Origin of the sequence: Parafrankia sp. FMc2, from assembly GCF_041008525.1 — a bacterium.
Lineage (GTDB): Bacteria > Actinomycetota > Actinomycetes > Frankiales > Frankiaceae > Parafrankia.
On record NZ_JBFLUG010000013.1, the window covers coordinates 59,910 to 80,293 of the forward strand.

Here is a 20,384-nt window from a genome sequence, read left to right on the forward strand (position 1 = left end):
GCGGCCGGTCACCGCGCTCCGCCCGCGGCGGGTCGGACCGCCGCCAGCACGGCGGCGAGCCCGGCGCTCAGCCCGACCGCGGCCACCGTGACGGCGCCCGACAGGCGTGCTGCGACCTGCAGGTCCTCGGCGCCGGGCCGGCGCCCCGAACCCAGCTCGGGGCGGTGCTCGACACCATGGGCGTACCGAAGCTCACCGCCGAGCCGCAGCCCGGCCGCTCCGGCGAACGCCGCCTCCGCCATACCCGCGTTGGGGCTGGGGTGGCGGCGGCCGTCGCGACGCAGCGTCCGCCACGCCCGCGCCGGCGAGCCGCCGACCACCGGCGCGCAGGCGCAGGTCAGCACCGCGCAGACCCGGGCAGGCAGCAGGTTGGCCAGGTCGTCGGCGCGGGCCGCGGCCCAGCCGAAACGGCGGTAACGCGCGTTGCGGTAGCCGACCATCGCGTCGAGGGTGTTCACCGCGCGGTAGGCGACGAGGCCGGGCAGACCGCCAACCGCGCCCCACAGCAGCGGGGCGACGACGGCGTCCGACGTGTTCTCCGCCAGCGACTCGACGCCCGCCCGGGACAACCCGCCGGTGTCGAGGACCGACGGGTCCCGGCCGCACAGCGAGGGCAGCCGGCGGCGCGCGGCAGCCAGGTCCGACCGGGCCAGCTCACCGCCCAGCGCCCGGCCCTCCCGGCGCAGCGACGCGCCCCCCAGCACCGCCCACGTCACCACCGCGGTCAACGCCGTCGCGGCCAGCCCGGCCCCGCACCTCGCCCGGTGCTCGCCGCGGGAACCGGCCCGTGCGCGCGCCAGCCCGCGTTCCACCCGGCCGGCGACCACGGCCGGACCGCCCACCAGGAGCGCCGTGTACGCCACGCCGGCGAGCCGGCTGTCGCGGTAGGCGGCCCGCTCGAGGCGGGCCGCGACCCGCCCGAACCCCGCGACCGGATGGCCCCGGGCCGGGTCGGCGAACAGCATGTCGAGGACGACTCCGAGCAGCAGCCCGTACGCCCGCGCGCGGCTGCTCGCCCTCACCCCGCGGACGGGCTCGGTGACGCCGCAACCGCCGGGGTGCGCCGCGCGGGCGCCGGGTTGAGCACCCGGTCGGCCAGCGGCCCGAAGCCGAGCCCCAGCACCGCCCACACCAGGGTCTGCGTGCCCAGCGAGGACAGCCGGAAGCGCCACAGCAGCTCCGGCGGGAAGGAGTCGGGCACCTCGTTGACGACGGGAAGAAGGACCGCGGCCACCACGACGAGGACGGTGAACACCCCGGTCGCCGCCAGTGCCGCGTTCCACGCGCCGACGCGGGCGGCCAGCGCGCGGCCGGCCTGCGCGGCGAGCAGGGCCGCGATGACGGTGACGAGCACCAGGACCACGTAGAGGCCGGTACGCCGATCGATCGTGTCCGGATTCCCGACCGCCGGCGGATTCGCCGGGTACTTCAGGAACGGGATGACCGCCACCGCCACGAAACCGACAGCCGCAACCACCGCCGAGGTGGACCGCATGCCCGACGTGCCGACACGGCCGTAGGCGACGGCGCACGCGATCGCGAACAGGCCTCCCATCGCGACGCCGTAAAGGCCTGTCGCGACCGCCAGCCCGATGCCCTTCTGCGTCCCCCGGGACACCTCCTCCGGCTCGACGGGCTCACCGGGAACCGGCGCCGCCGCCGCGGCCTCCTCGATGGCGATCGCCGCGTCCACCTGTGGTTCGCCGGTGACGGAGGCGAACCCGAAGCCGACCAGACCCGCGACCAGACCCGCGAGCATGCCAAACACAAGAAGTCTGCGCATCATGAAGGAACGGCCTCCGCCGCCTGCCGGTGAACGATCCGCCGGAAAATCAGTGGATCAGTGGCAGGGGAAACCCAGCAGGTGCCGGCCGTCGTGCACGAACTCGTGGATCCAGGTGCCGCCCACCATGGAGAAGGCGCCCTCTTCGGAGCCGACGAAATAGATGCCGAGCAGCATCAGGGCGCCCATGAGCACGGCCCAGGGGGCGATCTCGCGCAACGGAAGCTTCAGCGGGCGGACGGCCCCACCGGCAAGCGGTGCCGGCACGGTGGACGGAGCAGCAGAATCAGACATGCGAGAGACCTCCCAGGGATCACGCGTCCAGCTGGTTCACTCGCGACGAAACGGGTCTGGCTCACCGGCGGACCATCTCGGTTCCCCCGGACACAGTGGCGCGGCCGCGCCGGAATCCCACCGGCTTCCTGTCAACATCACGACTAACGGGAGTCAGGCTACGAGGTGACCCAACTCATCGTCAACAGCGAGTTCTGCCCATCACACCGGCACCCCGCTCACACCGACATCGAGTACGCCACGACCCCGCGGCGCACGGCGTCCATCGCCGCCCGCGCCACCCGACCGACCTCGACAAGCCCCGCACCACCGGCCAGGCCGCCGGCCCCCCGGCCCGCGGGCCCCTCGGCGCCCGCACCGTCGGGTCCTCCGCCCGCCTCGCCGCCAGCCGCGCCCCCCGCCTCGCCGCGCGCTCGTCCGCCGGCGGAGGCGGCCGCGAAGGCCGGCGCGATCTGGGCTATCTGGTCGAGGAGATCGATGAGCTGGCGCATCCAGCGGACGAAGTCGCCGGCCGTCAGGTCGGAGCCGGCCTCGGTGAGCACCCGCTCCAGCCCGCGACCGGACGCCCAGCCGAAGGCTGCCGGCACGAACCCCAGGTCGGGCGCGCGCAGGAAACCGAGCCGGTGCTCGTCCTCCACCTCGCCGAGGCGGGTGTACACGCCGGCCATGTCGGCGAGCGCGTCGCGCAGCGCCGGCCCGCCGGGGACGGCGGGCGGCGCCACGTCGTCGCCACGCGGCTCGAACAGCAGCGTCGAGACGGCCGCCGCCAGCTCAGGCGGAGTCAGGCCCACCCAGACCCCTGTCCGCAGGCACTCGGCGACCTGGAGGTCCTGCTCGGTGTAGATCCGAGCCAGCATCGCGCCGGCCGGGGTCACAGCGTCGCCGTCCGCGCTGAGATAGCGCAGCTCGGCGAGGGTGTCGCGAACGCGATCGAAGGTGCGGGCGACGGTGTTCGTCCGCCCCTCGACCTTGCGTTCCAGCCCGGCGGTCTCCCGGCGCAACCGGTTGATGCGCTCGGCGGAGCGCAGGTGCTCCTCCCGCTGCGGGCAGTCGTGGACGGGGTGGGCCCGCAGCGCGCGCCGCAACCGGGCCAGCTCCGCGTCGTCCGCCGCGAGGGAACGCATCCGCTCCCGGCGGCCGGGTTCGTCCGGCACCCGGGTGTTGCGCAGCGACGAGGCCAGGTCGCGCCGCGACTGGGGCGACCTGGGGTTGAACGACTTCGGAATCCGCACCCGGGCGAGCGGCTCCACCGCCACCGGAAAGTCAATCATGGACAGCCGCCGGACCTGCCGGTCAACGGTGAGCACCACCGGCCGCGGGCCGTCCGGGGAACCCGGGTCGACACCGGCGTCCAGGACCACGACGAGGCCACCGCGGCGGCCGGCTGGCACCCGCACCACATCTCCGCTGCGCAGCTTCGCCAGCGCCTCCGCCACCTCGGACTGGCGGCGCACCGTCCCCGCGCGGGACAGGTTGTTCTCCCGCTCCCGGATCTGCCTCCGCAGATCGTCGTACTCGAGAACAGCACCCCGGTCGCAGTCGAGCGCCGCCGTCAGTTCGTCGATGGCGGTCTGGTTGCGGCGGACCGCCCGGGCGATGCCGACCACGGCCTTGTCTGCCTGGAACTGCGCGAACGACGACTCCAGGACGACCCGCGCGCGGTCCGCGCCGAGGCGCCCGACCAGGTTGACCGCCATGTTGTAGGACGGCCGGAACGACGACCTCAGCGGATACGTACGGGTCGAGGCGAGACCGGCCAGCGCCAGCGGGTCCAGACCCGGCTGCCACAGCACGACCGCGTGTCCCTCGACGTCGATGCTCCGGCGGCCCGCGCGCCCGGTCAGCTGGGTGTACTCGCCGGGCGTGATGTTGGCGCGGGTCTGGCCGTTGAACTTCGTCAGGCGTTCCAGCACGACGGTGCGGGCGGGCATGTTGATGCCCAGCGCGAGCGTCTCGGTGGCGAACACCGCCCGGACCAGACCACGCACGAACAGTTCCTCCACCACCTCCTTGAAGGTGGGGAGCATGCCGGCGTGGTGCGAGGCGATACCGCGCTCCAACCCGTCCAGCCACTGCCAGTAGCCGAGGATCTCGAGGTCGGCCTGCGGGATCCCGGCCGTCCGGGCCCGCACGTGCGCGTTGATCTCCCGACGCTCGTCGGACGTCGTCAGCCGCAGGCCCGCCTGGACGCAGGACGTCACCGCCGCGTCACACCCGACCCGGCTGAAGATGAACACGATCGCGGGCAGCAGCCCGGCCCGGTCCAGCCGGACGATCACATCCGGGCGGCTCGGCGGCCCGTAGCGTCGTCGCCCACCGCCACCGCCGGGCCGCGCCCCCGGCCGCGACGACGACCGGGGCCCGCGCCCGCGGTCGTACACCGACTGGGACTCCTCCCGGGCCAGCCGCAGCAGATCGGGGTTGACCACGCGGCCGCCGGCCGCCTCCCCGGCGCCGCCCCGCCCCGGCGCCCCGCCACCGCCGTCAGCACCGTCAGCACCGTTCCGAGCACCCGCACGACGACCGCCGTTCGCCCCGGTCCCGGTGCCGGGCCCACCTGGGAGCACGTCCTTACCGCCACGTGGGCCGGCGCGGTCCGGTTCGAGGACGGGCCCCGACGGCCCGAGACCTGAGGTGCGGTCGACGAACAGGTCGTGCAGGGTGCGGTCAGCCAGGACGTGCTGGTAGAGCGGCACCGGACGATGCTCGCTCACGATCACCCGGGTGTGGCCGCGCACGGTGACCAGCCACTCGGCGAACTCCTCGGCGTTGCTGACCGTCGCGGACAGCGAGACCAGCCGGACGTGGTTCGGGAGGTGGATGATCACCTCCTCCCAGACGGCGCCGCGCTGGCGGTCCGCGAGGTAGTGGACCTCGTCCATGACGACATAGCCGAGGTCGGCGAGCCGGCTGCTGTCAGCCGCCTCGGAGTACAGCATGTTGCGCAGGACCTCGGTGGTCATGACCACCACCGGCGCATCCCCGTTGCGTGAGGTGTCGCCGGTCAGCAGACCGATCGAGGCGGCGCCGTAGCGGGCGACGAGGTCGGCGTACTTCTGGTTCGACAGCGCCTTGATCGGCGTCGTGTAGAAGCAGCGGGTACCCGTCGCGAGCGCCAGATGTGCCGCGAACTCACCGACAATCGTCTTGCCGGCACCAGTCGGGGCCGCTACCAGCACACCTTCACCGCGGGCGAGGGCCTCGACGGCCTCGGACTGAAACGGATCAAGCCCGAACGGATACCGGGCCACGAACTCCTCGACGGCGCCGGGCGCGGACGACACATCCCTCACCCTACGCTGCCCTGGCGCGGCGCAAAGGGCGGGTATCCGGCGGGGTCAGGTGATGTCGCCGTGCGCGCTGTCGGATGACGCCGACCCGGCCGTGCCGGCGGCCGCGGTGCTGCCGTGCGCGGCCCCCGAGCCGGCCCTCGCGGGCTCGGCCGCCACCCGTGGCGACGCCGGCGGTGCCTGGTCGGTACCGGCGTCGTCGAGATCCAGCGGGGAGGCCTCGTCGTCCGCGAGGTCGGCGTAGGGCGAGGTGTCGCCCCGCCTGGCCTTCCGTCGGTCGTTGACCCAGCCGATGACCAGCGCCACCTCGTAGAGCACGATCATGGGCAGGCCGAGGGCGAGCATGGTGAACGGGTCCTGGCTCGGAGTGACAACCGCGGCGAAGACGAACACGAGGAAGATCTCGGCCCGCCGCCAGGACCGCAGCTTGGCGGTCGCGACGAGGCCGGCCAGGTTCAGCATCGTGACCAGCAGCGGGATCTCGAACGACAGCCCGAAGACCAGCAGCATCGCGATGACGTAGCTCAGGTACTTGTTTCCGTCGAGAACGCTGACGAGACCGTCACCGCCGAAACCGAGCAGCAGGTTCAGGCCGGTCTCGAGCGTGAGGTAGGAGAAGAGGCCACCGACGGCGAACAGCACCAGCGAGGCGAAGACGAAACTCAGCGACCAGCGGCGCTCGTGCCGGTGCAGGCCCGGGGTGATGAAGGACCAGAGCTGGTAGAGCCAGATCGGCGCCGAGAACACCGCGCCCGCCAACATGGAGATCTTCAGTCGGATCGTGAAGGCGTCCAGGATGCCGAAGAAGTAGAGCTTGCAGGAACCGTCACCGACGAGGTCACCGCGTTTGTCCGCGGGCAGCGCGCAGTAGGGCTCGATGAGCCACTGGAAGATGTCAGGCTCGACGATGAAACAGACGATCGATGCGACCGCGAAGGCGATGAGTGCCTTGGCCAGCCGGTTGCGCAGTTCACGCAGGTGCTCGGTGAGGGGCATCCTGCTGTCCTCGACCGTGCGGGCACGCCGATCGTGTACCGACGAGGCAAGCCTGCTCGGCGTTGGCAACCGTGGCACGGGGTGCGGCTCCTGCTCGATGAGGACGATGAATGCGGACGGCCTGCGGACACGGCCGCAGCCAGGTGGGCACCCGCGCGGGAGACCCACAGCACACCGGGCCGCGTGACGGAACCCGCGGACCGGCACCGGACGGGTGTGGACCGTGCGGGCCAGGCCGGTCGATCCAGACCGCTGTCAGCGCTGCTCGGCCAACGCTGATCGGCGCGCGGCCGGTGTGGGGAACCCGCCACCGGTGTGCGCGGCAATCAGCGCGGCGAGTCAGCCCGAGCCGATGGCCTGGAGCGCCCCGGAACGGTCAGCGGCGCTCGGCGTCCACCGGCGCAGAGCCGTTGACCGAGGTACCCGGCGTGGCGGCGGGACGGCCCTCGATCGGCAGCGGAGCGACCGGTGCGGCGGCGGGAGCCGTCGGGGCCGCAGCGGCCGGAGCGGCGCTGGAGGTGACATCGTCGTCGCGCAGACCCTTGGTCTCGGCCTTGAAGATGCGCAGGGACCGGCCGAAGGAACGGGCCGCGTCCGGCAGCTTCTTCGAGCCGAAGAGCACCAGAATTACCAACGCGATGATGATGATCTCGGTCGTACCCAGGTTAGGCATGGCAGGCGTCCTCCAGTTACCGGTCCGTTCGGGAGACCGTGCGGCTCGATGCTACGTCGGCCAGCCTAGGAGGGTATAGACAGTAGCCGGGTATCCCACAGGTGACGTGTTCGCGAACGGGCCGGGGATGACCCGTGTCACCAGTGTTTCCATGCCCCCGCCCCTGCCGGCGGCGCTGCTGCTCGGGACACATTCCGGGCACGGTTTGAAGCTGCACCGCGGCCCGGACCGGTCACCTGGCCTGGCTCGCGAGCCGGGTGGCCACCTCTGCGGACTCGATGCGCCCGGCCAGTTCCCCGGCCTTCGTGGCGAGATCGGCTGCCCGGTCCTTCAGCTCAAGCGCGGCCGTCCTGGTCGCCCGGACCTGCCCCCACAGCCGCAGCGCGCACAGCACCAGCACACCGAGCGAACCGACGATCAGGACGAGGTGAACGAGCAGCAGGGGCACACCGGTCACCTTACGAGCTCTCGGGATAACCGGCGAGCGCGCGGGCCGCCAGATCGTGGACACTCGCGGCCACCGAGGCCGGCTCCACCCTGCGCACCAGCTGCCCCAGGCCCAGGACCAGGCGGTTCAGCCACGCGAGGTCGGCTACCCGGAGCAGTACGGAGACCCCTCCGTCGGGCAGTTCCCGTACATCCGACACCGGGTAGTAGTCGACGACCCAGCGGGCCTGCGGGTCCAGGTCGAGGCGGACGGGAATGTCGTCCGGCCCCGGCTGGTAGACCCCCTCAGCGGTGTCGCGGGGCGTGGCGTCCGGTGGCGGCTGCGCGGCGACGTCCAGCACCGTCACGCCGTCCCGGCCGTCGATCCGGTCGAGGCGGAAGAGCCGCACCGCCGCGGCCCGGTGGCACCAGCCCTCCAGGTACCAGTAGCCGCCACGGACCAGCACCCGCATCGGGTCGACGTCCCGCTCGGTCATCTCGTCCCGGGCCCACACCAGGTAGCGCAACCGCACCCGCCGCCGCTCCCGGATGGCCCCCTGCAGGACGGCCAGCACCTCGTCGTGAGCGTCGAGGGCGACCCGCACGTGCCGCGCCGACTCGTGGCCGACGGCGTCCTCGACCTTGCGCAGCGCGCGGTCCAGCGCCTCCCGACCGGTCAGGCCCTGGATGTCGGTCAGCGCGCGGGCGGCGACGAGCAGCGCCATGGCCTCGTCCGCGGTCAGCCGCAGCGGGCGGTCGAGCGTCTGCGGATCGACGACGGTGACCTGGTCACCGGAGTAGCTCACGTCGATCAGGTCGCCGGGCGCACCTCCCGGCAACCCGCAGACGAAAAGCAGGTCGAGGTCAGCGCGCAGCTGCCGGACGGTGAGACCGAACTCGGCGGCGGCAGCCCCGAGCGACACCCCCGGGTGCGCCCGCAGCCACGGGACCAGCGCCAGCAGCCGGCTGAGACGGTCCGCCGACCCGCTCATCGGGGCCCCGACCTGGCCAGCGCGCCGCTCTGCCCCGTCGGCGCCACCGGACCCGACCTGACGGTCGCGCCGGGCGCAGTCACGGCGACGGTGGCCCGCAGCCTGCGGACGACCTCCCGGCGCAGATCGGACGGCTCCAGCACGGTCACGTCGGGGCCATAGCCGACGACCCAGCGAGCGAAGCGCTCGAGATCGGAGAACTCGACCTCGAGCAGATCGCCCTCACCGGACCGGCCGGGCGTGGTGGCGGACGCGGTGGCGGCAGACGCCGTGGTGGTGGGAGCGGTCGACGCGAACCGGCCGGGGTCGGTTACCGGCCGGGCCCACCGCCGCAGCGCGTGCCCGCAGCCGCGCCGCACCCAGAGCACCGCCGTCACGCGGGCCTCGGCAGGCTCCGTGGCGGAGATCATCGCCCGCAGGTCGACGTCCGGCGGGACGGTGAAGGCCCCGGCGGGGCCGACCTCCCGCACCGGACCCGTCACCCGGGACAGCCGGAACACCCGCGGCGCCTCCCGCCGCAGGTCATGGCCGACCAGGTACCAGCGCCCACGCCACGACAGCACACCCCAGGGCTGCACGTGCCGTTCGGTGTCCTCTGTCTGCCCGGGGCGCCGGTACGGGAAGCAGACCTCACGACCCGCCTGCACCGCGGCGAGCGCGGCCTCGAAGGCCGGCTCGGTCGCGTCGACGCGGGGCTCGAACCCGTCGAAGCCCTCCCCACCGGAGGAGACCACGAGGGGATCCGGCCCGCCGAGCGCTTCCGGACGCACCGGCGCACCGGCGGCGGCGAGCTTGCGCAGCGCGCTCGCCGCCGGCGCGGCCAGGGTCTCGGTCGACCACAGCGAGGCCGCCAGTGCCAGCACCGCGAACTCGTCCGGATCGAGCGCGATCTCTCCGAGGGCGTAGTCGCCCCGGGGGATCCGGTAGCCCTGCTCGTCACTGAACGCGGAGTCCGACCCGACCTCGACCGGGATGCCGAGTTCACGCAGGTACTGCTTGTCCCGTTCGAACATCCGGCGGAAGGCTTCCTGGGAGTCCTCGGACTCCCCCGGCTCGTAGCCCTCCACCATCTCCCCGATCTGGGACACGGTGAGAAAGCGCGATGTGGCCATGAGGCACATCGTCAGATTGAGCAGACGCTCCAGCCGTCGGCGGGACACATCGGATCAGGCTAGCCGCACTCGCTGTGAACGCGGTAACCGGCCCTGCCTGCCGCGATGCCAGAAAGCGGGCACTCAGAGCGATCCGGCAGGGGATTCCGCACCCTCCGCGGCGCCGTCACCGCTGTCTCCCGCCTCGCCGCCACCGCTCTGGCCGGCGCCGCCGCTCTGGCCGGCGCCGCCGCTCTGGCCGGCGCCGCCGCTCTGGCCGGCGCCGACCTCGAGCAGGTCGACGACGAACACCAGCGAGTCGTCGGCGAGGATCAGCGGCGGCTGGCCGCCCTCTGGGCCGTAACCCAGCTCCGGCGGGATCACGATCAGCCGGCGCCCGCCCTCCTTCATCCCGCTGATGCCCTGGCCGAAGCCGGGGATGGTGTTCAGGAGGGGGAACGAGTCGGGTGCGCCCCGGTCCCAGCTGGCGTCGAACTGCTCGCCGGACTTCCAGATCGTGCCGACGTACTGGATGGTCACGGTGCTGGTGTCGCCCGCCGCGGCCCCGTCGCCGGTCACCAGATCCTGGGTGACCAGCGTCGGCGGCGCGAGGCCGTTACCCGCCGCGGCGATCGGCTTGCGGGTGAGATCGGTGGCGTTCTGCACCGCCGGCGGAGTGCCGACCCGCGAGGCCTGGGCCGCCTCGCTGGGCACGGGCGCGGCGGCGGTGCCGTCAGGGGCGTCCGACGAGGAGCAGGCGGCAAGCGGCACCAGGAGTACGGCGGGCAGAACCAGGCCGACCAGCCGGCGACGATGACGGGCGGTGACACCACGGGAGATACAGGTCACGGAAACTGAGATCCTCTGGTTGCGCGCGACGCCGTCACGACGGCCGGCGCGGCCGCGACGCTGGCGTCACGCTCTCGACGAGCCAGTGCAGACCGACTGTAGAGGACCACACAACGGACATCGCCCGGGACACCGCCACACTCCCCGGACACCCGACACCGCCCCGGCGACGCGACGCCCCATCGTTCGCCGGACGCAGCGACGTCCCGTCTCCCGCGCTCCTGCGTGCGGGCCGCTACATGCTCGCGATCAGCTTGTCGACGCGGTCGTCGACCGAGCGGAACGGGTCCTTGCACAGAACGGTGCGCTGCGCCTGGTCGTTGAGCTTCAGATGGACCCAGTCCACGGTGAAGTCGCGCCGCTTCTCCTGCGCCCGCTTGATGAACTCCCCGCGCAGCCGCGCCCGGGTGGTCTGCGGCGGCAGTGACTTGGCCTCGAAGATGTCGAGGTCGCGCGACACCCGCTCGACCAGGCCGGCCCGTTCCATCCGGTAGTACAGGCCACGATCGCGGTGGATGTCGTGGTACTTCAGGTCGAGCTCGGCCACCCGCGGCGACGCCAGTGACAGCCCGTGGCGATGCCGGAACCGGTCGATCAGGACGTACTTGGTGACCCAGTCGATCTCCCGCGCGACCAGCTCCAGGTCCTCGGTCTCGATCGCCAGCAGCGTGCGGCCCCACAGGTCGAGGACCCGCTTCGCCACCGCGTCCCCGCCGCGTCGATCCACGAACTCGACGGCCTTCGTGTAGTACTCGCGCTGGATGTCCAGCGCGCTCACCTCCCGGCCGTTCGCGAGCTTGATGCGACGCTGGCAGGTCATGTCGTGGGAGACCTCGCGGATGGCCCGGATCGGGTTCTCCAGCGACATGTCCCGCAGCACCACGCCAGCTTCGATCATGCGCAGCACGAGGTCGGTCGAGCCGAGCTTCAGCAGCATCGTCGTCTCGCTCATGTTCGAGTCACCGACGATGACGTGCAGACGCCGGAAACGCTCGGCGTCGGCGTGCGGCTCGTCCCGCGTGTTGATGATCGGCCGCGACCGGGTCGTCGCCGACGACACCGACTCCCAGATGTGCTCGGCACGCTGGGAGATGCAGTAGACCGCTCCGCGCGGGGTCTGCAGCACCTTCCCCGCGCCGCACAGGATCTGGCGGCTGACCAGGAACGGCACCAGCACGTCCGCCAGCCGACTGAACTCGCCGTGCCGGCCCACGAGGTAGTTCTCGTGGCAGCCGTAGCTGTTCCCGGCCGAGTCGGTGTTGTTCTTGAACAGGTGGATGTCGCCTGCGATGCCCTCTTCCCGGAGCCTGCGCTCGGCCTCGACGAGCAGGCCCTCCAGGATGCGTTCGCCCGCCTTGTCGTGCGTCACCAGGTCGGGCACCGAATCGCACTCCGGCGTCGCGTACTCCGGATGGCTCCCAACGTCCAGGTAGAGGCGCGCGCCGTTCTTCAGGAAGACGTTGCTGCTACGCCCCCAGGACACGACACGCCGAAACAGGTACCGAGCCACCTCGTCCGGTGACAGCCGCCGCTGCCCCCGGAACACGCAGGTGACGCCGTACTCGTTTTCCAGGCCGAAAATGCGGCGATCCACGAGACCGACCCTATGCTCGGAAGCCCTCCTCGCGTGGCGAGACGCCAGGGCTGATCTCGAGTCCACCCTCTCGGGGGCGTGCGATCCGCCCGGTATGGGGCGGCGCTCCCGCCTCCGCGACACCGGAATCACCCACGCCCGCGGCCTGCTGGGCGGGTACGGCCACGACCACCGGTCGGCTGCGACCCCGGCCGATGATCAGCAGGGTGATCCCGGCGACCGCCCAGATCGCCAGCACCGCGGCGGCGCGGTCGCCACCGGCCCCGTCGAAGTACAGGGTGGACCGCGTCAGGGTGACCCCCGCCCCGGGTGGCAGCAGCTGACCGAGGCCGCCCCACGGCGTCGGCAGCATCTCCGGCGCGGACGACGCCCCGGAGAACGCCGCGCCCAGCACGGCGATGGCGACCGCGGCCACAAGGCCGCGCACACCGGCCACGGCACCCAGCCCCAGGACCGGCGCCGTCACCGCCGCGGTCACCACCGCGAGCGCGACCATGCACCGCAGAGCGTTGTCAGGCAGCACATCGAGCCCGCCGCTCAACGCCACCGTGCCGGCGACACCGCTGGCGACCATGAAGCAGAGCAGACCGACGAGGCGTTCCTGAGTCGAACGCACCCGGCGCGCCAGCAGCACACCGGCCGCCGTGGCGATCAGCACCAGCGGCAGGTAACCCGCCGACACCCCGCCGCCCTGGCGGTCCGCCACCACGTTGGGGACGACGTCGACGACCGGGATGCGCACGTCGGGGTAGGTCATCGCCATCCCGCGGACCAGTGCCTCGGCGACGGCCGGGCTGGCCGCGGAGGCCAGCCGCAGGGACAGACCGTCCTCGGTGAAGACGAAGGCCGCGTAGGCCTCGCGGTCCTTCAACGCACGGTCGGCCGCCGCGATGTCCGCGAGGACGCCGATGTCCATCGCCCCCGGCGATATCCGCTCGACCTCGGCGGCGAAGGCCTTGGCCGGCTCCTCAGGGCCGGCGACGACGACCGGCAGCCCGCGGGGACGCACCGAGGTGACCGTCGAGCCGTAGAGGCAGACGACCAGCCCGAGCAGCACCGCCATCCCAGCGACGATGATCCCCGCCTGACGGGCCGCGATCACCTGGCGCGGGATGCGCGATCCTCCACCCAGGCCCGATCCCCCACCCGAGCCCGACGACCCGTCCGGGGCCGGTGGGGGGCCCGCGGAGGGCCCGCTCCCGACGGCGCCGGAGCCGTCTCTCCCCGCGCCGCCTCCGCCGCCCTTCGTTCGCCGGCGTGGCCATCGCCCGCGCTCCGCCGTCAGCATCATCGGCCCTCCCCTACGACTGGCCCCCGGTCGTGATCCCCATCTGGGCGCCACGGAGTGTCGCCACCCGAGCACACATGGCGACTACCGTGCAGCGTCGCGCAGGTCGGGGCACCACCGCCGGTTGGGGACCCGGCGGCGGCGTGTCCGGGCGAGACCACCCGTCCGGGCCTATCGCCCGCATCGCCCCTGACGGCGTCGGCACCCGGGTGAACAGGACGGCGGACCGGGCCACTCGTCCTGCTGGAACAGCCCGGACGTGCCAGGAAGGCGACGCCCGGACATGGCCCGGACCGGCCCGGGGAGCTCGGTGACAGGTCGGCACGCGAACATTCGCCCGGATGGTGATGCGTTCCCCGGCGCGGGGGAAGGATGGCCGTCATGACAGCAGAGGCCAACGAGAAGCACGCGCGTCACCTGCGCACCGAGGTATCGGCCCGGGACCGCACCCCGGCGACGGTGATCGCCCCCGCCGCCGACGATCCGCCCCGCGGCGGCGTCGTGGTCGTCCAGGACGCCCGCGGGATCACTCCCTACCTGCTCTCCGTCAGTGATGCCCTGGCCGACGCGGGCTACCTCGCGATCGCCCCGCACCTGTACCACCGCGACAGCATCGCCGAGGTCGACCCGAGCGACTCCTGGGCCGGCGCCATCCCCCAGATGGGCACCCTGACCGGCCCGGGCATCCACGCCGATATCGACGACAGCCTCGGCCACCTGGCCGACGCCGGCATCGCCCCGGGGCAGACGGCCGTCCTCGGCTTCTGCATGGGCGGGACGGTCGCGCTGGTCACGGCCACCCGCAGACCGCTGGCCGCAGCAGTGTCGTTCTACGGCGGTTCGGTCAGCTCCGCGACCTGGCCCGGGGTGCCCCCGCTCCTCGACGTCGCACCATCGCTGCAGAGCCCCTGGCTCGGGTTGTACGGCGAGGAGGACACCATGATCTCGCTGGCGGACATCGACAGTCTGCGCTCCGCCGCCGCCCGTTCGGGCCAGCTGACCGAGCTCATCAGCTATCCCGGGGCCGGCCACGCCTTCCACAGCCACGACCGGCCCGCCATCTACCGCCCGGGGCCCGCCGCCGATGCCTGGAAGCGCACCCTGGCCTTCCTGGACGAGCGCCTGCGCCCATCCTGACCAGGCGGCGTGCGTGCTGGCCGACTAGGTCAGGCGCACTGAACAGCGCCGGGCCGGGCCTGACTCACCAGCGGCCGTCGCGGCCGTTCGGCGGGCCTGGCGCGGCCCGGCGCGGCCCGGCGCGGAAAATCGGTTGGCCGGGGCGGGGCGAGGCGGTAGCGTCCCGCCCCGTCTCACCGGATCAGCCCACGCCCACAGACCGCAAGGTTCCGGCGGGGCCCGCGGCAGACAGAAACATCGACCGACATCTGAGACGACATCCAGGAGAGGTGGCCATGGCCACGCGGACTGTGCCTGTTCCCGCTGACTCGTTCCGTCCCATCAGCAGGGCCTCCGCCTGACCTCACTGCCCCGTCACCCGCCCGCCACCACCCACCCAGGTGCGGCCCGCGGCGCGGACTCCACGGGTGGAGAGGTCCCAGGAGGCCCCGAACCGAGGGTCTCCCAGTGTCTTCTCACCGTCCAGAACCGTCTTCTCCCCCATCAACAGCACCGTCCGCGGCACCGGCCCGCCCTGGCGCGCCGGAGATACCTGCAACGCTCGGCCAGCACGGCTGGACCACGGCCGACGAGGCCGCCTTCGCCCCGCGACGGCAGGCCGGGCTGTCGCCGGCCCGGGTGCTCCGGCGTGACCGGGGCCGCTGCGAGCTGAGCACCGAACACGGGCCGCGCTTCGCCGAGATCGATCGGGCGATTCCGGCCGACCCGGTCAGTTCTCCCTGCACCGGCGACTGGGTCGCCGTGGGCTCAGCCACCCTCCTGGGAAGGAGCGCGGCGGTACCGAACGCGGCCACTGGCCCGGCCGGGGCCATGGTCATGGAGGTGCTCCCCCGACGCAGCGCACTCGTCCGGTCCACCGCCTCACGCCGATCCACCGGGCAGGTCCTCGCCGCGAACGTCGACCTCGTGCTGGTCGTGGCCGCACTCACCGAACCGCTACGGCCGGCCCGCCTCGAGCGGCTGGTCGCGCTGGCGTGGGAGAGCGGCGCCCTACCGCTGATCGTCCTGACCAAGGCCGACCTGGCCCCGGCGGGACACACCACCGCCGGACCCGATCCGTTCTGGCACACCGCGCTGGCGTCGCTCGCCCCGGGCGTCGGCATCCGCACCGTCAGCGCCCAGGACAGCCGCGGCATGGACGAGCTGCGCGACGAGCTGGCCGGCTCGTCACCGGGCGGGCGGACCGCCGTACTCGTCGGGCCGTCCGGGGTGGGCAAGTCCACCCTTGCCAACGCCCTGGCCGGAGCCGACCGGCTCGCGGTCGGGGCCGTTCGCGGCAGCGACGGAAAGGGCCGGCACACCACCGTCCGGCGGGAACTCATCCCGCTGCCGTCCGGGGGCGTGCTGATCGACACGCCCGGCGTCCGCGGCATCGGGCTGTGGGGGTCCGGTGACGGAGTCGACACGGCGTTCGCCGAGATCGTCGACCTCGCGGCCACCTGCCGGTTCACCGACTGCGAGCATCGCACCGAACCCGGGTGCGCCGTACTGGCCGCGGTCGAGGACGGCACGCTGCCCGAACGGCGGCTGGCCAGCTACCGGAAGCTGCAGCGGGAGAGCCACTGGATGCGGACCCGCGAGGACGCCCGGCTGGCCGCCGACCAGCGGGCGCAATGGAAGCGCGTCCACAAGGAGCAGCGACAGCTGTACGCCGACCGGGAGCGGCACGGCCGGCACCGGTAGACGCTGACAGGGAGCCGTAGCGCCCTCCGCCTGGCCGGCAGGCCTGCGAGAAGCAGGCCCAGCAGCCAGGCGGAGAGGCCACGGAACGGCCCCGGCGCCGCCTTTGGCAGGGTCGGTCAGGAGGCGGCGGGCGCCGTCTCCGTGAGCAGGCCGTCCAGCTGGCTGCCGACGATCCGCTTGAACATCCGCCTGGTCCGCGTGCGGTCCAGCATGGCGACCTCGAGGTTCGCCGCGGTGAGGGTCCGCTCCCCGTTCGGCGGCGACCCCGGGGGTGCACCGGCGGTCAGCGCATCGACCGCCACCCGCAGGGCGGCCGACAGCGGCTGGCCCTCCACGTGGTGCTCCCGCAGGGAGGTCATCACCTGCTCGGACTGCCCGCCGATGGCGATGAAGCCGCGCTCGTCGGCGATCGAGCCGTCGTAGGTCAGCCGGTAGATCTGGTCCTCGGCCGCGCTGTGACCGACCTCGGCGACAACGATCTCGACCTCGTACGGCTTGATGCTCTCGGTGAAGATCGCACCGAGCGTCTGCGCGTAGGCGTTGGCCAGCGCCCGGCTCGTGACATCCCGCCGGTCGTACATGTAGCCGCGGGTGTCCATGATCCGGATCCCGGCGGTACGGAGGTTCTCGAACTCGTTGTACTTGCCGACCGCGGCGAACCCGACACGGTCGTACATCTCGCTGATCTTGTGCAGGGTCGTCGACGGGTTCTCGGCGACGAACAGGATGCCGTCGACGTAGGTGAGGACGACCACGCTCCGACCGCGCGCAATGCCCTTACGCGCGTACTCGGACTTGTCCCGGACCTGCTGTTCGGGGCTTGCGTAGCCGAACGGCATGGTCACGTCAGCCTCCTGAGTTCTGGGCGCGGTCGGCGATGATCGACTCGATCACCGGCGCGACCTCGTCATCGGTGAGGCGACGGTATCCGTCCGCGGTCACCGAGGCGACGATCGGGTACAGCTTGCGGATGAGGTCGGGGCCACCGGTCGCCGAGTCGTCGTCCGCGGCATCGTAGAGCGCCTCAATGCTGATCCGCACCGCGTCATCCGCGGTGTGGTCCGACCGGAAGCGCTTCTTGAGCGAGCCGCGAGCGAAGACCGAACCGGACCCGATCGACTCGTAGGTACGCTCCTCGGACTTCGCGGCAGCGATGTCGTAGGAGAAGATCCGCCCCTGGCCGGTCTCGGTGTCGAACCCGGCGAACAGCGGAATGACGGCCAGGCCCTGCATGGCCATCGGCAGGTTCCCCTTGACCATGAACGCGAGCCGGTTGGCCTTCGCGTCCAGGCTCAGGGTCGAGCCCTCGATCTTCTCGTAGTGCTCCAGCTCCACCTGGAACAGGCGGATCAGCTCGGCGCCCACCCCGGCCGTGCCGGCGTAGCCCACGCAGGAGAACTCGTCCGCGTGGTGGACCTTCTCGACGTCCCGCTGGGCGATCATGTGGCCCTGCGTGGCACGGCGGTCGCCGGCCATGATCACGCCACCGGGGAAGGTCACGGCAACGATGGTGGTGCCGTGAGCAGCGTCGGTCACCGGAGCGGGCAACGAGCCCCGGGCGCCCGGAAGCAGATCCGGCGCCGCCACGGACAGGAAATCGGCGAACGACGACGTTCCCGGTGTCATGAACACAGCCGGAAGACGCCCGACTCCCGTTGGATCAGGCACGCATCCCCCTTCAGATACTCGATCATCGACTGGCAGCGCGGGATGGTCCTGAAGGCCAAGCCCCATGCTGCGGTGACGCACAACATGCCACGTGATGCCACGCGCCGGGCCGTTGGTGTGACTGTGGCCCCGCCCCGTCCGGCGCGGGGCCACAGCGAGACCCAGGGCTGCCCCCTCGCAGCACCGGCCAGAACGGCCGGCAGCCGGGCCGTGCAGGCCAGCCGCGCTGGCACCCACCGCCCGAATCATCCGGGCGGGTGCCACCCGCGCTGGCCCGCAGGCGCCCCACACGCCCGCCACAGCCGGCCCGGCCAGGCGGTGCGCCGGCCTCCGGCCGCGGAGGACGCCAGGGCCTACTGGCCGCCCTTCTGGACGTATCCCTTCACGAACTCCTCGGCGTTCTCCTCGAGAACGTCGTCGATTTCGTCGAGCAGGGAGTCGACATCCTCCGAGAGCTTCTCGTGCCTTTCCTTCAGGTCCGAGGAGGTCGATTCCTCGACCTCGGCCTCGGTCGTCTCGTCGTCGCGGCGGCCGGTGCGCTGCTGCCCGCCTCCGGTGTCCCTCTGGGCCATGGGAGCCTCCTTCGATCGCCTGGGGCGACACTATCCCGCTCCGCCGACTACTTCCGGTGGACCGGTGCGTGCTCCACTCCATCACGAACCAGGGACGACGTCGCGGCGTCCGCCGAGGGCGCAAAACACGCAGGTCCGCGGTGGCACCGTCCGCCATCCCCGGACGAACCGCCACTCCGGCGTGAACTCCGGGAATGCCACACCGAGGAACCGTCGATGTCAGTTTCCCGACAGCGCGTCCACCAGATCAGAGGCGGTCCGGCACCGGGCGAGCAGCTCGCCCACATGGGCCTTGGTGCCGCGCAGCGGCTCCATGGTCGGCACCCGCTGCAGCGAGTCCCGGCCGATGTCGAAGATGACCGAATCCCAGGACGCCGCTGCGACCTGCTGCGGGTAAAGCGCCAGGCAGCGCCCACGGAAGTAGGCCCTGGTGTCCTCCGGGGGCTCCGTCATCGCCCGGGTGACCTCGTCCTCGTCCAGCAGCCGGTCGAAGCGACCACGCTCCACCAGGCGGTTGTAGAGGCCCTTCTCCGGCCGCACGTCGTGGTACTGCAGGTCGACGAGTTGCAGCCGGGGCGAGTCCCAGGCGAGTGAGTCCCGCGAACGGTAGCCCTCCAGGATCGACAGCTTCGCCACCCAGTCGAGCTCACGCGAACAGGTCATCGGGTCGACCTCGAGCCGCCCGAGCACCGACTCCCACCGGGAAAGGACATCGGCCGTCTGCGGATCGACATCCGTGCCGAGCCGGTCCTCCACGAACTTGCGAGCCTGCTCGAAATACTCCATCTGCAGCTGGACGGCCGTCATCTTCCGGCCGTCCCGCAACGTCAGCAGCCGGCGCAGGGACGGGTCGTGGGAGATCGCCCGCAGCGTCGCCACCGGGGCGTCCACCGACAGGTCGACCTCCAGCCAGCCCTCCTCGATCATCGCGAGCACCAGCGAGGTCGTGCCCACCTTGAGGTAGGTGGCGATCTCGCTCATGTTGGCGTCGCCGATGATCACATGCAGGCGGCGGTACTTCTCCGGGTCGGCGTGGGGCTCGTCCCGCGTGTTGATGATGGGGCGCTTGAGGGTGGTCTCGAGGCCCACCTCGACCTCGAAGAAGTCGGAGCGCTGGCTGATCTGGAAGCCGGACTCCCGCCCGTCCTGACCGATTCCGACCCGCCCCGCGCCGCACATCACCTGGCGGGACACGAAGAACGGCGTCAGGTGCCGCACGATCTCACCGAACGGCGTCGACCGGTGCATGAGGTAGTTCTCATGACACCCGTAGGAGACACCCTTGTTGTCGGTGTTGTTCTTGTAGAGGTGGACGGGCATCGTCCCCGGGACGGCGAGCGCCCGGCGGGCCGCCTCGGCCATCACCCGCTCCCCCGCCTTGTCCCAGAGGACGATGTCTCGCGGGTTCGTCACCTCCGGAGTCGAGAACTCCGGGTGCGCGTGGTCGACATAGAGGCGTGCGCCGTTCGTCAGGATGACGTTGGCCAGCCCCAGGTCGTCCTCGTTCGCCGGCGCGCTCGGATCGACCGCGGGTTCCCTGGGCAGCTCGAAGCCGCGGGCGTCGCGCAGCGGGGACTCCTCCTCGAAGTCCCATCTGGCTCGACTTCCCCCGGTCGCCGCCCGGTTGGCGTATGAGTTCACCACCAACGACGAAGCCAGCATCTGGTTTGTATTGGGCTGACCAGGCACGGACACGCCGTACTCGGTCTCAGACCCCATGATCCGGCGCACGCTCACACTGCAAGCGTAGGTGCTGGCGAGCCACAGGGTCGGCTGGACGCCGCCCTTGGTCCCTCCGACCCTGTTGCCGGAAAGCTTCCGGACGGGGCCGAGCGGGTCACCCAAGCCCTGTACCGCCTCGTTCCCAGCGCTTCCGCGCGCCGGATGACCAGATGGCCGGATCCGGCCATTCCATGATCGTTTATCTGACGAACCTAGGTCAACAGCGTTGATTATCTTGGACATCTCTTCGGGCGGGTACGCCGAACGGTCCCGCCGGCCCTGGTCGACCCGGCCGCCCTGGTCGGTCTGGTCGGTCTGGTCGGCCT

Annotated in this window: 18 protein-coding genes and 1 riboswitch; of the genes, 2 read left to right on the forward strand and 16 right to left on the reverse strand. The window is 72.0% G+C overall.

All coding sequences use genetic code 11. The features are described 5' to 3' along the window. Positions 1-8: 8 nt before the first annotated feature. From AB1460_RS07410 to AB1460_RS07465, 12 genes are all read right to left on the reverse strand, one after another. Positions 9-1,022, reverse strand: a complete 1,014-nt coding sequence (locus AB1460_RS07410) for a cobalamin biosynthesis protein (RefSeq protein WP_420497214.1) — start codon at positions 1,020-1,022, stop codon at positions 9-11. Further along, complete coding sequence (locus AB1460_RS07415; RefSeq protein WP_420497215.1) at positions 1,019-1,759, reverse strand: CbtA family protein; 741 nt, start codon at positions 1,757-1,759, stop codon at positions 1,019-1,021. The genes AB1460_RS07410 and AB1460_RS07415 overlap by 4 nt, the downstream gene beginning before the upstream one ends. Positions 1,760-1,840: 81 nt before the next feature. After that, positions 1,841-2,077 carry a CbtB domain-containing protein gene (locus AB1460_RS07420; RefSeq protein ID WP_368959853.1) on the reverse strand — a complete coding sequence of 79 codons (237 nt, stop codon included), beginning with the start codon at positions 2,075-2,077 and terminating at the stop codon, positions 1,841-1,843. A gap of 54 nt (positions 2,078-2,131) precedes the next feature. Continuing rightward, a riboswitch (cobalamin riboswitch) is annotated at positions 2,132-2,206 on the reverse strand. A gap of 89 nt (positions 2,207-2,295) precedes the next feature. Continuing rightward, the gene (locus AB1460_RS07425) at positions 2,296-5,361 is read right to left on the reverse strand and encodes a DEAD/DEAH box helicase (protein WP_368959854.1); all 3,066 of its coding nucleotides are present in this window, start codon (positions 5,359-5,361) and stop codon (positions 2,296-2,298) included. Between the two features lie 54 nt (positions 5,362-5,415). Continuing rightward, a complete protein-coding gene (gene tatC / locus AB1460_RS07430) occupies positions 5,416-6,441 on the reverse strand; it encodes a twin-arginine translocase subunit TatC (RefSeq protein WP_368959855.1) in 1,026 nt (341 codons plus the stop codon). 298 nt (positions 6,442-6,739) lie between these two features. Next, positions 6,740-7,036, reverse strand: a complete 297-nt coding sequence (gene tatA / locus AB1460_RS07435; RefSeq protein WP_368959856.1) for a Sec-independent protein translocase subunit TatA — start codon at positions 7,034-7,036, stop codon at positions 6,740-6,742. Positions 7,037-7,268: 232 nt separating this feature from the next. Beyond that, positions 7,269-7,484, reverse strand: a complete 216-nt coding sequence (locus tag AB1460_RS07440; RefSeq protein ID WP_368959857.1) for a hypothetical protein — start codon at positions 7,482-7,484, stop codon at positions 7,269-7,271. Positions 7,485-7,494: 10 nt separating this feature from the next. Further along, positions 7,495-8,454, reverse strand: a complete 960-nt coding sequence (locus AB1460_RS07445) for a helix-turn-helix transcriptional regulator (RefSeq protein ID WP_368959858.1) — start codon at positions 8,452-8,454, stop codon at positions 7,495-7,497. Further along, complete coding sequence (locus AB1460_RS07450; protein WP_368959859.1) at positions 8,451-9,614, reverse strand: helix-turn-helix transcriptional regulator; 1,164 nt, start codon at positions 9,612-9,614, stop codon at positions 8,451-8,453. The genes AB1460_RS07445 and AB1460_RS07450 overlap by 4 nt, the downstream gene beginning before the upstream one ends. Before the next feature lie 75 nt (positions 9,615-9,689). After that, complete coding sequence (locus tag AB1460_RS07455) at positions 9,690-10,394, reverse strand: FKBP-type peptidyl-prolyl cis-trans isomerase (RefSeq protein ID WP_368959860.1); 705 nt, start codon at positions 10,392-10,394, stop codon at positions 9,690-9,692. Between the two features lie 235 nt (positions 10,395-10,629). Beyond that, entirely contained in the window at positions 10,630-11,988 is a 1,359-nt protein-coding gene (gene pafA / locus AB1460_RS07460; protein WP_018635715.1) for a Pup--protein ligase, read from the reverse strand. A gap of 10 nt (positions 11,989-11,998) precedes the next feature. Further along, positions 11,999-13,090, reverse strand: coding sequence for an ABC transporter permease (locus tag AB1460_RS07465; protein WP_368959861.1), 1,092 nt, complete (start codon positions 13,088-13,090; stop codon positions 11,999-12,001). 567 nt (positions 13,091-13,657) lie between these two features. Here AB1460_RS07465 and AB1460_RS07470 point away from each other — a divergent pair. Both AB1460_RS07470 and rsgA read left to right on the forward strand, forming a co-directional pair. Beyond that, positions 13,658-14,413 (forward strand): dienelactone hydrolase family protein, encoded by a 756-nt coding sequence (locus tag AB1460_RS07470; RefSeq protein ID WP_368959862.1) that lies wholly within the window; start codon positions 13,658-13,660, stop codon positions 14,411-14,413. A 447-nt stretch (positions 14,414-14,860) separates the two neighbouring features. Next, positions 14,861-16,096: a ribosome small subunit-dependent GTPase A gene (gene rsgA / locus AB1460_RS07475; RefSeq protein WP_368959863.1), complete on the forward strand. Its 1,236-nt coding sequence runs from the start codon at positions 14,861-14,863 to the stop codon at positions 16,094-16,096. 116 nt (positions 16,097-16,212) lie between these two features. Here the strand turns inward: rsgA and prcA are convergent, their stop codons facing one another. The 4 genes from prcA to dop form a co-directional block, all read right to left on the reverse strand. Next, complete coding sequence (gene prcA, locus AB1460_RS07480) at positions 16,213-16,941, reverse strand: proteasome subunit alpha (RefSeq protein ID WP_368959864.1); 729 nt, start codon at positions 16,939-16,941, stop codon at positions 16,213-16,215. A gap of 1 nt (position 16,942) precedes the next feature. After that, positions 16,943-17,764: a proteasome subunit beta gene (prcB, locus tag AB1460_RS07485; protein ID WP_368959865.1), complete on the reverse strand. Its 822-nt coding sequence runs from the start codon at positions 17,762-17,764 to the stop codon at positions 16,943-16,945. Between the two features lie 353 nt (positions 17,765-18,117). Further along, positions 18,118-18,336, reverse strand: a complete 219-nt coding sequence (locus tag AB1460_RS07490; protein WP_368959866.1) for a ubiquitin-like protein Pup — start codon at positions 18,334-18,336, stop codon at positions 18,118-18,120. A 219-nt stretch (positions 18,337-18,555) separates the two neighbouring features. After that, positions 18,556-20,073 carry a depupylase/deamidase Dop gene (gene dop / locus AB1460_RS07495; RefSeq protein WP_368959867.1) on the reverse strand — a complete coding sequence of 506 codons (1,518 nt, stop codon included), beginning with the start codon at positions 20,071-20,073 and terminating at the stop codon, positions 18,556-18,558. Between the last annotated feature and the right edge of the window lie 311 nt (positions 20,074-20,384).

What these genes read in the sequence shown, in the direction of transcription:
- AB1460_RS07490 (WP_368959866.1), bottom strand. Translation starts at nt 18,336, where the DNA reads ATGGCCCAGAGGGACACCGGAGGCGGGCAGCAGCGCACCGGCCGCCGC.
- AB1460_RS07445 (WP_368959858.1), bottom strand. Translation starts at nt 8,454, where the DNA reads ATGAGCGGGTCGGCGGACCGTCTCAGCCGGCTGCTGGCGCTGGTCCCG.
- AB1460_RS07420 (WP_368959853.1), bottom strand. Translation starts at nt 2,077, where the DNA reads ATGTCTGATTCTGCTGCTCCGTCCACCGTGCCGGCACCGCTTGCCGGT.
- AB1460_RS07470 (WP_368959862.1), top strand. Translation starts at nt 13,658, where the DNA reads ATGACAGCAGAGGCCAACGAGAAGCACGCGCGTCACCTGCGCACCGAG.
- AB1460_RS07415 (WP_420497215.1), bottom strand. Translation starts at nt 1,759, where the DNA reads ATGCTCGCGGGTCTGGTCGCGGGTCTGGTCGGCTTCGGGTTCGCCTCC.
- tatA (WP_368959856.1), bottom strand. Translation starts at nt 7,036, where the DNA reads ATGCCTAACCTGGGTACGACCGAGATCATCATCATCGCGTTGGTAATT.